This is a genomic window from Candidatus Dormiibacterota bacterium (genome assembly GCA_035532035.1).
Taxonomy (GTDB): Bacteria; Vulcanimicrobiota; Vulcanimicrobiia; order Vulcanimicrobiales; family Vulcanimicrobiaceae; genus Tyrphobacter.
Map to the genome: position 1 here is coordinate 221,804 of DATKRS010000004.1, position 12,752 is coordinate 234,555.

Sequence of the window (12,752 nt, forward strand, 5' to 3'; positions counted from 1 at the left end):
CGTGTTCGCCATCGCGCGTGACGAAATCGACGTAGCCGCCGTGGAGGAGGCCGTGCGCTCGCCGGAGTGCGGAGCGATCGTCACGTTCGTGGGCGCCGTGCGCGGGCAATCGGACGACGGCCTTCCCGTCGCTGGTCTCGAGTACGAGGCGCACGAGCCGCTGGCCATCGAAGCGTTCGAGCACATTGCGCGAGAGGCGCGAGCGCGCTGGGGCGAGCTTCGCGTTGCCGTCGTGCATCGCTCCGGTGTGCTCGACGTGGGCGACGTTGCCGTCGTGGTTGCCGTCGCGGCGCCGCACCGGTCGGAAGCGTTCTCGGCGTGCGCCTTTGCAATCGACGAGCTGAAGCAGCGCGCGCCGATCTGGAAGAAGGAGCGCTATCGGGAAGGCTCGGCAGACCGCTGGCGCGAGAATCCGTGAGGCTCGAGCTGCTTCGCGTCGCGGCCACGCGTAACGAGATCGCGGTCCTGCGCTACGTGCCGCGCAGGCCCCGCGGCCTCGCGCTCGTCGTTGCGCACGGGTATTCATCGTCGAAGCAGAATCTCGATCCATTGTGCGCGTTTCTTGCCGCGCACGGTTTCGAGCTCTTCAGCCTTGACTTTCCCGGCCACAAGCTGGGTGCTTCGGGAGGACGCCTGCACGATTTCGAGGAGTGCCTCGACACGATGGCGTCGGTCACGCGCTCCGCGCGCTCGGAGTGCGGCGATCCTATCTTGCTCGGGCACAGCCTCGGAGCGGTGACCGCGCTCGTCTGCGCAGCCCGCGATCCGGCGATTCCGGGAGTCGTCGCGATCGCAACCGGGTATCGCCGGCCGGCCGCGCTCGACGCGCTGCAACGAAACGTCACCGTCGATCTGCGCGCTGCCTACGTGGACGGCCCGTCGTTACCCGAGCTCTTTGCGGGCGTCGATGAGCGCCTCGACGAGGCGCTCCCGCTGCTCGCGGGGCGACCCGCGCTCTACGTGGCGGCCGAACGCGACGCGATGGTTCCACCGTCGAGCGTGAAGGAGCTGTACGAGCGCGCGCCCGAGCCCAAGCGCTTTGCACGCGTCGAGAGCAATCACACCGCGGCAGGCGAGCACGCGCGAACGCCGGTGCTGCAATGGCTAAACGAGTTGCAGCCGCGCACGTGAGCTCGCTTCAGGCTGCCGAACTACGGCGATACAGCAGGCATCTGCTGATCCCGGAGGTTGGCCTTGCGGGACAAGAGCGACTCGCACGTTCGCGCGCGCTCGTGATCGGCAGTGGCGGCCTGGGCTCGCCGGCGCTGCAGTACCTTGCCGCCGCGGGCGTCGGGCGCATCGGCATCATCGACGATGACGTCGTCGACGAGACGAACTTGCAGCGGCAGACGATCTTTGCGACGAGCGACGTCGGAACGCCGAAGGCGCAAGCCGCAGCAGAGCGCGTTCACGCAATCAACCCGTTCGTCGCGGTGGACGCGCTGCATCTGCGGTTTGCGCAAGAAAACGCGCGGGAGCTCGTTGCACTCTACGACGTCGTGCTCGATTGTAGCGATCGCTTTCCCACGCGGTACCTCGTCAACGATGCATGCATTCTCGAAGCTAAACCCGACGTGTACGGTTCGATCTTCCGGTTTGACGGCCAGATCGGCGTCTTCACGAAGGGCGCGCCTTGCTACCGGTGCCTCTATCCCGAACCTCCTCCGGCGGGAAGCGTGCCGACCTGCGCGGAGGGGGGCGTCCTCGGCGTTCTCGCAGGCATCGTGGGATCGTGGCAGGCGAACGAGGCGCTCAAGCTGCTGCTGGGAATCGGCGAGCCGCTTGCCGGCCGCCTGATGCTGATCGATGCGCTTGGCGCGCGAACGCGCGAGGTATCTTTCGCGCGAGATCCGGCGTGCGCGCTCTGCGGGGAAGAGCGCGTACTAGATGAAGCGCGGGAGATGGACTACGGGGCGCCGACCTTGGGCGCGGGGGAGGAGGTCGACGCGGCGGACCTGGATGCGGTCCTCGGTGAATGGACGCTGCTCGACGTGCGGGAGCCGCACGAAGCCGTCCTCGGAATCATCGCCGGCGCGGTTGCGATTCCGGCTAGCCAGCTCGAAGCGCGCCTGCACGAGCTTGACAGCGCGAAACCGTATGTGGTTGCGTGCCGCGTGGGCGCGAAATCGCAGTGGGCCGTCCAGCGTATGCGTGACGCCGGCTTCACTCGCGTGCGTCACGTGCGCGGCGGGTTGCTCGTCTACGCCGCGCGGCACGACGAGTTCGCGTTCTTCTAGGAGCCCAGGCGATGAAGCAGAGGCTCTTCGGAAAAACGGGCGTCGCGGTGCCCGTCATCGGTCAAGGAACATGGGATATTCCCGAGCGCGGCGACGGGCGCGCGCACGCGCTCGCCGCGCTCCGGCGGGGCATCGAGTTGGGCATGACGCACGTCGATACGGCAGAGATGTACGGGGCTGGACGCGTGGAGGAGATCGTCGGCGAAGCGATCGCCGGCATTGCGAGAGACGGTCTCTTCATCGCGAGCAAAGTTCTCCCGAGCAATGCGAGCTTCGAGGGAACGCTTGCGGCATGCGATGCCTCCTTGCGGCGCTTGCGGCTCGACTATCTCGACCTCTACATGCTGCATTGGCCCTCGGAGTATCCACTGGCGGAGACGATGCGTGCGTTCGAGCGTCTGGTGCGCGACGGCAAGACGCGCTTCGTCGGCGTGAGCAACTTCGAGCTCGAGGAGATGCAGGAAGCGATGCGTGATCTTCGAGACGTTCCGCTAGCGTGCAATCAGGTGCTCTATCACCTGCGCGAACGCGGCGTCGAGCGGCGCCTAATCCCGGCGGCACGCGATGCCCAAGCAGCCGTCGTGGCGTACACGCCGTTCGGTCGCGGAAGCTTCCCGCGCGCTCTCGCTGCGCCCGGCGGCGTTCTCGATCGGGTCGCGCGCAAGCACGGTGTGACGCCGCGAACGGTGATTCTCGCATTTCTGACGCGCGAGCCGAACGTGTTCACGATTCCGAAGGCATCGAGCATCACGCACGTGGAAGAGAACGCTCGTGCCGGCGACTTGCAGCTCGATGCCGAGGACGTCGCGGCGATCGACGCGGCATCGCCCATGGGCCCCGATGGACCGCTCGCAACGCTCTGAGGCGCGGGATGCCGCGCTCGTGCCATCGTCGGGCACGGCCGGCCCGAGAAAGGCGAGATTCGTGCGCAGGTCGGCGCGGCGTTCGACTGGTTGATGGAGCGTTGACGAGAACGGTGGTTGCGAAGGAGGCCGTGGTCGAGCTCGTGCGCGATGCTGCAGCGGAGAACGGAGCGTGTGACGTGCGCATTGCTCCGGCATTCGTCGACGAAACCACGCGTACGCGGCTGCGTGCGGCGTTCGCGCGCGGCGATTTCGCGACGTGGGGCTATGGCGACGACCGGGCCGTGCGAGCCACGGACCCGGCGACGATTCTCGAGCGCGCAAGCAGCGTGCTGTGCGTTGCGTTCGCCTACGCGACCGCCGCGCCGAGTCGCGCGCCCTTGACAGGGCGCGTCTCGAACTACGCGTGGTCGCTCGACTACCACGAACGCTTGTTGCACGTGCTTCGAGCGGCGGCCCGTCGCATCGACGAGCTGGCCGGTGCGCCCGTGACGGCTATCGCCTGCGACACGAAACCGATTGCCGAACGTGCGTACGCAGCACGTGCGGGGCTGGGTTGGACCGGCAAGCACACGAATCTGATCTCCCGCCGCCTGGGATCGTACGTCTTTCTGGGGGAGATCGTCACCACGCTCGAGCTCGAGCCGGACGCGCCGCTGCGTACCGGTTGCGGGGCGTGCTCGCGTTGCGTCGATGCGTGTCCGACGGGCGCGCTTCGCGGCGATTATACGATCGATGCGACGCGCTGCATCTCCGATTTGACACAGCGCACGGACGCGATTCCACGCGAGCTCCGTCCGCTCGTCGGCGAGTGGGTGTGGGGATGCGACATCTGCCAGAGCGTTTGCCCGCCGACGCAGCGGGCGGGCGAGCGCGGAGCGCGCGCGGACGCGGCGGTGAACGCATTCGCGGCCACGCCTGAACTCGTGCGCCTGCTGCGGATGCGCTCGAGCGAGTACCGCAGGTACATTGCACGTACGGCGATGGGCTGGCGAGGCGCCGCCGTGTTGCGCCGTAACGCGGCGGTGGCGCTTGGCAACGCGTTGGATCGTTCGACCGTTCCGGCGCTGGTGGAGGCCTTGGATCGCGACCCGCACCCGATGGTGCGCGGGCACGCAGCCTGGGCCTTGGGACGCATCGGATCCCCAGCGGCGCTCGCGGCACTGCAGGCGCGGATGGAATGCGAACGAGACGGTACGGTACGCGAGGAGATCGCAGCAGTGCTCGTGCGCACGTGATCGTCTGCCGATTCACGCGCGACCTACGCTTGGAGGATCACGCCGCACTCGCGACGGCAGCGGATCGCGGGCCCGTCCTTCCGGCGCTGGTCGTCGACGGCGAGCTGAACGCAAGTCTCCGCCGGTCGCCGCGCCGCGCGGCGTTCTTTGCCGGCGCGGTGCGCGCGCTCGATGAGGCGTTGCGCGAGCGTGGGAGCCGCCTCGTCGTACGTCGCGGCGAAGCCCCCGAAGCGTTGGTGCGCTTGGCGCGAGAGAGCGGGGCGAGCGGCATCGTCTGGAGCGCTCGATACGACGGCGCGGGCGCGCGCGCCGATCTATCGCTACGCGCGTCATTGGAAGAGGCGGGCGTGCACGCGCAATGCGTTCACGATGCTCCGGCAATCGGCCCCGAAGAGATCGCACGCAGCCCGGACGGCGGTTATCGCGCGTTCCAGCCGTACTTCGAGCGCTGGCGATCGCTCCCGATCGCATCCTACGATCGTCCGATCCTCCTGCACTTTGCGCAGCCCGAGAGCGAGAGCGAGGCCTTGCCGGCAGCGCGAGAGTTCGGGGCAACGAGCGCGGCGGAGGACGCCGCACCAGCCCACGCGCTCGAGCGCCTCCAGGCGTTCCTTGACGGCGCCGCGCGCGGATATGCGGCAGATCGCTACCTGCCCGCGGTCGACGGAACGTCGCGCCTTTGCGCGCACCTTTCGTTTGGAACGCTCGCGCTGCGGACGGCGGTGCGCGCAACCCAACGCTGCCTCGAGAATCCCTTTCTGCTCAACGAGGAGCGCCGCTCCCTGCGCCTCTTCCTGCGCTCGCTTGCGTTGCGCGACTTCTTTCTGCAGCTCGCATGGTTCCATCCCGAGACCGACGACGCGGCACTGCAGGTGCGCATGCGCGAGTTCGCGTTTGCACGGCAGCACCCGCATCTCGATGCGTGGAGAGAAGGCAGGACCGGATACCCGCTCGTCGATGCGGGAATCCGGCAGTTGCGAAAGACGGGGTGGATGCATCCGCACGTCCGCTCGGTGGCTGCCTCTTTTCTCTGCTTCGATTTGGGAGTGGACTGGCGCGTAGGGCGGGAGACCTGGGATCGTTTCGAGGTCGAGGACGATGCGGCAATCGCGAGCGGAAACTGGCAATGGATTGCGGGCATCGGTGCAGATCTCGTGCAGTATCCGAGGATCTACAACCCTCGCCGCCAACAGCTGCGCTTCGACCCGCTGGGTGAGTACGTGCGGCGATGGATTCCGGAGCTGGCGCACGCGCCGTTGCACGGTGCACGCGAGCGCGTGCCGATGCTGCCGCTTTACGACGCAGCATCATACCCGTCGCCGGTGGTCGATCACGCGCGCGAAGCGCGCGCGTTTCTCGAGCGCTATCGCTCGTACGCCGCGCCCCGGCGGGGCGGCGCGCAAGGTTCCCCGGCGACGGGGGGGTAACCGGGTAACGGATGACCCGCCGGGCGGTACTTCAGCGTCTTGCACGCGAGGCGCGACCCTATTACCCGCGCATCGGCATCGCGTTGGCGCTCGGAACGCTCGCCGGTGTGCTGAGCCTGGTCGCGCCGTGGGCCTTCGGCGCGATCATCGGGCGGGTGCTCGCTCCGCCCGCAGGACACCACCCCGACGTGCGCGTGCTCTATTTCGGCTTGGCAGCGACGTTTGCCGCGCAACTCCTCGCCAATCTCGCGACATACTTTCAGACGTACCTGACGGCGTGGAGCGGCCAACACCTGATCGCGCGGTGGCGCGTCGCACTCTTTACGCGCGTGTTGAACCTCCCGCTCGGAGAGTTCGACAAGTGGCGTCCGGGCGAGCTCATCGCGCGTTTCAGCAACGATCTCCAGCTCATGACCGACGCGGTGAGCGTCTCCCTGCCGCAGTTCGTCGTTGCCGTGGTGACGTTTGCCGCATCCTTCGCGATGATGATCTACCTCGATTGGCTCCTGACGCTGACGCTCGTCGTCGTCGCTCCGATCGTGTCGTTTGCCGTGTCGAAGTTCCAGGGCCTGATCTCCACGAGCACGCTCAACACGCAGGAGCGCGTCGCGGACCTGTCGGCGAATCTCGCCGAGGTTTTAAGCGGCCAGCGCGTGGTCAAAGCGTTCGGTGGAGAAGAGTACGAGATTCGGCGTTTTCGCCGCTCGAACGACGACTTCTTCGGCGCGTATATGAAGCTTACGCAGTTCATCCAAACGCAGCCGCTCGTCGTTTCGACGATCATGGTGCTGGCCGTCGTGATCATCATGTGGCTCTCGGTGCGGGAAGTACTCGTCGGGCGCCTGACGACGGAGCACGTCTTCAACTACTGGCTGCTCCTGGTCAATCTCGCCAACCCGCTGAATCGTCTAGCCGCGTTCGTCGGCGATCTCGCGAAGTCGGTCGTCGGCGCGGGGCGCGTTTTCGAGATTCTCGATCTCCCGGTCGAAGTAGCGGATCGCCCCGGAGCGCGGCCGCTCGAGGTAATGAAGGGGGCGATCGACTTCGAGAACGTCTCGTTTTGGTACAAGCTCGACGATCCGCCGGCGCTAACCGGCGTGAACGCGAGCGTTGCTGCAGGCGAGATCGTCGCGCTCGTCGGCCGATCGGGTGCGGGGAAGACGACCCTCGTGAATCTCGTACCACGTTTTTACGAACCGCAGCGCGGCGTCGTGCGAATCGACGGAACCGACGTCGCGGAGATTCGGCTCGCGGATCTCCGTCGCGCGATCGGCATCGTGCCGCAAGATCCGCAGCTGCTGCGCGGCACGATCCTCGACAATATTCGTTACGGGCGCCTCGACGCGCCCGATGACGAGGCGCGCGCGGCGGCGCGCGACGCGAATGCCGACGAGTTCGTCGAAGCGTTGCCGGACGGCTATGCGACGCAGGTCGGAGAGCGCGGCATACGTCTGTCAGGCGGGGAGCGGCAACGCATCGCGATTGCCCGTGCATTGCTGCGCGACCCTCGAATCCTGATTCTGGACGAGGCGACGAGCGCGCTGGACTCTCATTCGGAAGCGTTGATCCAGCAAGCGCTAGAGCGCCTGATGCAAGGCCGCACGACGCTCATCATCGCGCACCGCCTGTCGACGATCCGCCGCGCGCATCGTATTCTCTACATCGAAGGAGGCCGGGTAGCCGAGATCGGCACGCACGACGAGCTGATCACGCGCGGCGGGGCCTATGCTTCCCTTCACTCTGCGCAGTTCGCGTAACAGGAGCCGCTGTGAAACTCATCGTCGAGCTGATTCTCTCGGTCATACTGCATCCCATCGCCGTGATCTTCGCATGGATCAATCTCATCGGGCGCGACGACATGGACGGGTGGAAGAAGCTGCTATGGGCGCTGGTCTGCCTCTTGTGGCCGATCGGCGTGCTGCTCTACATTCTTCTGGGGGACGGCGCCCTGTGGTAAAGACGCGGCTCGGGCGGGGCCTGCAAACGAACGCCCGATGCTAGCTGCCCGAGTTGTGGCGATTGCACGCGAGAGAAGGCGCCCGAATAGAAGTCGGCTGCGTCGAGAAGCGCGATTCCGCCGGGGCTGCGCGCGTTGCGATAAGCGCCGAGCGCAGCGTGAAACGATTCTTCGGGAGCGCGCGCAACCCACCCGACGCTCTGCGTGCGGTCGCCGGCGACGACCGCGAAGAAGACGGCGTTTGCCGGATCCCACGCCGGCGCCGGCGTGGGATGCGGCGGGACCCAGCACCATCCGTACGTCGGATCGTCGATCCACGCGCCGTAATGATAGGGGATCCATCCCCACGATTCGCGCGCGATCCACGTCCAGCCGATTCCCCGACGCCAGAACCAGCGCCCGTCGCGATAGGGCGCCCAGCGCGGGTATTCGTGCGGCTGCCACGTAAGTCCGTACGGCTTCAGCGTCCTCCACGTGCCGTACGCCGAGAACTCCGTGACGCCGCGCAGCGGCGGTGGTAGGCGCGTATCGTTGCGAGCGGCGATCTCGACGGCGTCACGCGTCTGGTTGAACCCGTCGAACGCGTCGCTCGGCGGCTGCGCCGCGTAGCGCAAGACGGGCTGCGACGCCGGACCGGCGATCGTCACATCCTCCCCGGGAGAGAGAACCTGCGTGCCGTTGGGGGTGATGATGCGTATCGTGCCGCGATGGGCGCCAACCGACGTCTGGCCGCCGGTAACGGCGATGCGGAAGAGGCCGGGAGCATCCGGCCCGAGGGCGATCGACGCCGTGTCGACGCGCGGTGAGTCGCCGTTGGGCTGCGACGAGACCTCGAGCGTTCCGCCGAGGAGCCGAACGTCTCGATGGTGCGGCGTGAGCGCGACGATCTGCAGCGTCGTGTTCTGATCGAGCCGCAGCGCGACGGTGGGGTCGAGTTGGAGCTCGGCCTGCGCGCCGGCGCGCGTTGCAAACGTGTCGCCGGCGAGGAGCGGTGCGTTGCGCAGCGCAACGACCTGCCCGCCCTCAGCGCGCGTTATCGTTGCGCCCCCTTGCAGCACGCTGATATGCGCGACGAGGGCCACCGCCGCTACTCCGACCATCGAATCGTCACCCCCGCATCGTGAAAACCAAAGTAGCGCTGCGCAGAGCCTCGGAGGTACGCGAGCAGCGGTTCGCGGACGACCGCGACGCGCATGCGCTCGGGCAGCGCCGCTATGGGCACCCACTGTGCTGCGACGACGTGGTCGTGGCTGGAGGGAACGCTCGGCTCGCCGGTCGTCTCGAGGAGAAACGTTAGATTCATCACATGCGTCGCGCCGTCGTAGCTTTCGCTCACATACGCGAAGTCGACGACGCGACCTTGCAATCCCGTCTCTTCCCGCAGCTCGCGGACGACGGTCTCACGAGCAAGCTCTGCGCCTTCCTGGCGACCGCCCGGCAGGGTCCAGAGTGGCTCCGGGTGATTAGCGTACGTGGAGGCGACGAGGAGCACGCAGTCGCCCCGGCGTGCGATGCCGGTAGCGATGCGGACGTTCATTGCAGGATGCCTTCGAAGACGTCGAGCGTTGCGGCGGCGGTTCTCTCCCAGGTCATCGTCGCCGCGCGTGCCAGGCCGCGGCGGCGCAGCTCGGCCGCGTACGCGGCATCATCGACGACGCGCCGGATGCCTTCGGCGAGCGCCTGCGGATCCTCCGGCTCCACGTAGTGCGCCGCATCGCCGCCCGCTTCCGGGAGCGAAGACGCTGTGCAGGTGACGACCGGCGTCCCGTAACTCATCGCCTCCAAGATCGGAAGGCCGAAACCTTCGTACCGTGACGGAAAGGCGAAGAGCGCGCAGGCCCGGTAGAGCGCGGCTAGCGTTTGCTCGTCGACGTATCCCAACGCGCGCACGGCGACCGCTATCCCCTCGATGCTTTTCGGGTCGGATTCGCCGGCGACGACGAGCGTGAGATCGGGACGCTCCCGCTGGACGAGCGACATCGCGCGAGCGAGCACGTCGATGCCCTTACGCCGCTCCATCGTGCCGACGAAGAGCACGAAACGCCCGAGTGAAGCGACGCCGGCGTCTTCGCGTGGCGGCAGCGGCGCAGAGACGCCAAGCGGTATCGGAACGAGCCGCTCCGGTGGAATTCGTAGCTCGCGAGCGAGCTCGGTTTGCGAGAAGCGCGAGAGCGTGAGGAGCGCAGCACATCGCGCCGCAGCGTCGCGAAAGATACGCTGCGCTTCGGGCGCATAACCCGGGACGACGAAGTTCGACGCGTCGCAGAGCGTCGCGACGGCCGGCAGGGAGAACCTGGTCCAGCTGCAGCCGTTGAACGGAAACCAGAGTGCATCGAGGCCGGCGCGGCCGTGAAAGCGCCGCGAGACGACGGGATACGAGCGATCGACCTCGCGCCGGTAACGTTGCGCGACGGTCCAGGCGTGCCATTCGGGAACGACGAGCGTGACGTCGACGCGGTCGCGAAACCGCTCACTCCACGCGCGCAGAACGGCGCGAAGGTAGCGCCCGATGCCGCGACGATCGCCGGGGAGATTCCACGCGTCGACGCCGATGCGGATCATCGCGCAGCAGCGTCGCGAAAGACGGCGACGTGCTGCTCGGCACTGCGATTCCATTGAAATGCTGCCGCGCGTTCGAAACCGCGCGCGATCAGTCGCGCGCGCTCGTCGCCGTCTTCTGTGATGCGACGCAGCGCCGCGCTCCAGGCCGCAACGTCGCGCGGCGGCGCGAAGAGTACCGCGTCGTCCCCGATCTCCGGTAAGGAGCTTGCCGCCGACGCGAGGACAGGTGTCCCGCACGCCATCGCTTCGACGAGCGGCATGCCGAACGTTTCGTGATAAGAGGGCACGACGACTGCCAGCGCTCCGCGATAGAGGTTGCGCAAACCGGCGCTCGTCTCGGAGGCAAGGTCGTCGGCGAAGTGTCCGGCGTGGACGACGCCTTCGCGCTGCGGCGCGTGTGTGCCGGCAACCGCGATGGGTGGTCCGTCTCCCTGCGGCCATGCGGCGCGGTGCGCTTCGTACAGCAGATCGAAGTTTTTGCGCGGCTCGGCCTGCGGATCGCCGACGAAGAGCAGGTACCCGCCGATTTCGAGCGGAGCGTGCGGCAGCGCTTCACCCGGCGTGAACGAGGGTGAGACGCCGTGATAGATGACGGCGATGCGCTCGCGCGGCACCCCGAAGACCGCATGAATCTCGTCCGCGCCGAAACGGGAGACGGCGATGACCCGTACGGCTCGCTCGACCGATCGAAGAAACGGCAGTTGATCGCGGCGCCGGTGGCGGCGGTCTTCGTGCGGAAAGCGGAACGGTACCGCGTCGTGAATCGTCGCGACCGACGGACCGCGCCAGCGGAGAAAGGTGCCGTTCGCGGGATTCCAGAGCACGTCGGCGTTACGCGGCACGCGCGCGCAGACGCGGAAGCGATGGCTCCCGACGGCGCGCTCGAGCGCCACGCGCATGCCCCAGCGCGATAAGCCCCCAACGACGAGCGTGAGGGCGACGTCGTCGCGCGGAGCGAGACGGCGCAGAATGGCGCGCAGGTAGCGCCCGATGCCGCGCGTGTCCTCGACTGCGGCGCGTGCGTCGACGGCGACGTGAAGAGCCACGAGGCGCTTTTCGGAGATGGAGCTGCCGAATACTCTGCGAAGGACCGAGGATGGGCGTAGCCGCGCATCTCATCCTCGGCGCACGCGAGGAGCCGTTCTTGCCGGCATTGCTCGCGTCGCTCGACGGCGTTGCCGGTATGCTTCTCGTAAACGACAACGCGCCGGGTGCGTCACCGCACGCGGAGGCGCTTTCGCAGAGTGCCTTCGGACGGATGGGGAAGCTGGTCGTCGATCGCACCGCATTCTCCGGCTTTGCCGACGCGAGAAACGTCTGTCTGCGTCTGCACGCACGGGCCGCGGCGGGCGACTGGGTCGCGTTCGTCGACGCCGACGAGGTACACGGCGAAGCTGCGTCTCGTATCGCCTCGCACCTCGACGACGTGCCGCCGGAGATCGCGTTCGTCGACGGCTACACGTGGCATTTCTTCCAATCGTTCGCGTGGTACACGGCGATCGAGCGGCGGATGATGTTCTTCCGCTTCCGCCCGGGGGCGCGGTGGGAGGGGCTCGTCCACGAGCGGCTGGTCGGCCTGGACGGCGGCCGGATCGCTCTTCCGTACGTTTACGCGCATTACGGCCACACGCTCGAGCCACGCCGCCACGCCGAGAAGGGCCGTCACTACTCCGCGCTCGGGGCGCCGGGGAACGTGCTCGGCGAGGAGGAGCTGCTTAGCTTCGACGTCACGCGGTACTTCGCGCCCGTCTACCACCTGCTGATGCGTTTCCACGGCAAGCATCCGGCCGCCGCCGCCCCGACCCTCGCACGGCTGCGCGCGCCTCTCGAGCCCTTTCATACCGTAACGGAGGGGGTGGCTCGGCGTCAGTCGCCCGTCGTCAAGGCCCTCAATGCAGTCCGGCGTCTAAACTACGAGCTGCGCTGGCGCGGGCGGGCACTGAACCCGCTCGCTCGGCGTTTGCTCCAGGGGCCGAGGGCCCCCAAGCGGCGAAACTGAGAGCGGGGCCCGCTGCCCTAATGGAGGACCCATGATTCATATTTTCCGGTTCATCGTCGGCGCGGTCGTGCTGTACTGCATCGCGCGGTTCGGCTCGGCTCTCGGCTTCGATCCGGGCGTCACGGTACGGGACGCGGCCATCGTCGCGTTGATCTTCGGAGTGGTCAACGCACTGATCGGCCCCGTGCTGCGACTCATCGCCTGGCCGATCAACTTCCTGACCCACGGGCTGTTCAGCATCGTCATCAACTACGTGCTCTTCATCATCACCGTAGACGTGGCGCCGCACTTCGCGCCGACGTTCCGGCTTTCAGGGACGGTCAACTGGTGGCTCGCCGACCTCTGGGGTGCGCTCATCCTGATGGTCGTGGGCACCCTCGTCCAGCAGCTCTGGCGCCATCCCTCGGAGCGAGGGGCAACGCAAGCTACCCCCTAGCCTCGTTTCGAGTCCCCGTTGCAGTGGACGCAG

14 protein-coding genes are annotated in these 12,752 nt (G+C 67.3%); 10 read left to right on the forward strand and 4 right to left on the reverse strand.

All coding sequences use genetic code 11. The features are described from left to right. The first annotated feature begins 1 nt into the window (after nucleotide 1). From VMV82_01695 to VMV82_01730, 8 genes are all read left to right on the forward strand, one after another. On the forward strand, nucleotides 2-418 hold the full coding sequence (locus VMV82_01695) for a molybdenum cofactor biosynthesis protein MoaE (protein ID HUY40265.1): 417 nt from the start codon (nucleotides 2-4) through the stop codon (nucleotides 416-418). Continuing rightward, nucleotides 415-1,131 carry an alpha/beta fold hydrolase gene (locus tag VMV82_01700; protein ID HUY40266.1) on the forward strand — a complete coding sequence of 239 codons (717 nt, stop codon included), beginning with the start codon at nucleotides 415-417 and terminating at the stop codon, nucleotides 1,129-1,131. The genes VMV82_01695 and VMV82_01700 overlap by 4 nt, the downstream gene beginning before the upstream one ends. Then, the gene (gene moeB / locus VMV82_01705; GenBank protein HUY40267.1) at nucleotides 1,101-2,237 is read left to right on the forward strand and encodes a molybdopterin-synthase adenylyltransferase MoeB; all 1,137 of its coding nucleotides are present in this window, start codon (nucleotides 1,101-1,103) and stop codon (nucleotides 2,235-2,237) included. The genes VMV82_01700 and moeB overlap by 31 nt, the downstream gene beginning before the upstream one ends. An 11-nt stretch (nucleotides 2,238-2,248) precedes the next feature. Further along, complete coding sequence (locus tag VMV82_01710) at nucleotides 2,249-3,100, forward strand: aldo/keto reductase (protein ID HUY40268.1); 852 nt, start codon at nucleotides 2,249-2,251, stop codon at nucleotides 3,098-3,100. A 113-nt stretch (nucleotides 3,101-3,213) separates the two neighbouring features. After that, on the forward strand, nucleotides 3,214-4,338 hold the full coding sequence (gene queG / locus VMV82_01715) for a tRNA epoxyqueuosine(34) reductase QueG (GenBank protein ID HUY40269.1): 1,125 nt from the start codon (nucleotides 3,214-3,216) through the stop codon (nucleotides 4,336-4,338). Continuing rightward, nucleotides 4,335-5,765: a deoxyribodipyrimidine photo-lyase gene (locus VMV82_01720; GenBank protein ID HUY40270.1), complete on the forward strand. Its 1,431-nt coding sequence runs from the start codon at nucleotides 4,335-4,337 to the stop codon at nucleotides 5,763-5,765. The genes queG and VMV82_01720 overlap by 4 nt, the downstream gene beginning before the upstream one ends. A gap of 11 nt (nucleotides 5,766-5,776) precedes the next feature. Next, the gene (locus VMV82_01725) at nucleotides 5,777-7,522 is read left to right on the forward strand and encodes an ABC transporter ATP-binding protein (protein HUY40271.1); all 1,746 of its coding nucleotides are present in this window, start codon (nucleotides 5,777-5,779) and stop codon (nucleotides 7,520-7,522) included. Nucleotides 7,523-7,533: 11 nt separating this feature from the next. Beyond that, nucleotides 7,534-7,722 (forward strand): PLDc N-terminal domain-containing protein, encoded by a 189-nt coding sequence (locus VMV82_01730; protein ID HUY40272.1) that lies wholly within the window; start codon nucleotides 7,534-7,536, stop codon nucleotides 7,720-7,722. On the opposite strand, the gene VMV82_01735 is transcribed toward VMV82_01730, so the two are convergent. The 4 genes from VMV82_01735 to VMV82_01750 are packed head-to-tail and all read right to left on the reverse strand — an operon-like array spanning nucleotide 7,689 to nucleotide 11,330. Further along, a complete protein-coding gene (locus VMV82_01735; protein HUY40273.1) occupies nucleotides 7,689-8,804 on the reverse strand; it encodes a DUF6600 domain-containing protein in 1,116 nt (371 codons plus the stop codon). The two genes, VMV82_01730 and VMV82_01735, sit on opposite strands and share 34 nt — an antisense overlap. 5 nt (nucleotides 8,805-8,809) lie before the next feature. Next, nucleotides 8,810-9,259 (reverse strand): NUDIX hydrolase, encoded by a 450-nt coding sequence (locus VMV82_01740; GenBank protein ID HUY40274.1) that lies wholly within the window; start codon nucleotides 9,257-9,259, stop codon nucleotides 8,810-8,812. Further along, on the reverse strand, nucleotides 9,256-10,284 hold the full coding sequence (locus tag VMV82_01745; protein HUY40275.1) for a glycosyltransferase family 1 protein: 1,029 nt from the start codon (nucleotides 10,282-10,284) through the stop codon (nucleotides 9,256-9,258). Before VMV82_01745 ends, VMV82_01740 begins: the two co-directional genes overlap by 4 nt. Then, nucleotides 10,281-11,330 (reverse strand): glycosyltransferase family 1 protein, encoded by a 1,050-nt coding sequence (locus tag VMV82_01750; GenBank protein HUY40276.1) that lies wholly within the window; start codon nucleotides 11,328-11,330, stop codon nucleotides 10,281-10,283. The genes VMV82_01745 and VMV82_01750 overlap by 4 nt, the downstream gene beginning before the upstream one ends. 50 nt (nucleotides 11,331-11,380) lie before the next feature. On the opposite strand from VMV82_01750, the gene VMV82_01755 reads away from it, so the two are divergent. Both VMV82_01755 and VMV82_01760 read left to right on the forward strand, forming a co-directional pair. Then, nucleotides 11,381-12,283, forward strand: coding sequence for a hypothetical protein (locus tag VMV82_01755; protein ID HUY40277.1), 903 nt, complete (start codon nucleotides 11,381-11,383; stop codon nucleotides 12,281-12,283). 31 nt (nucleotides 12,284-12,314) lie between these two features. Further along, nucleotides 12,315-12,719 (forward strand): phage holin family protein, encoded by a 405-nt coding sequence (locus VMV82_01760; GenBank protein HUY40278.1) that lies wholly within the window; start codon nucleotides 12,315-12,317, stop codon nucleotides 12,717-12,719. The last annotated feature ends 33 nt before the right edge of the window (nucleotides 12,720-12,752 follow it).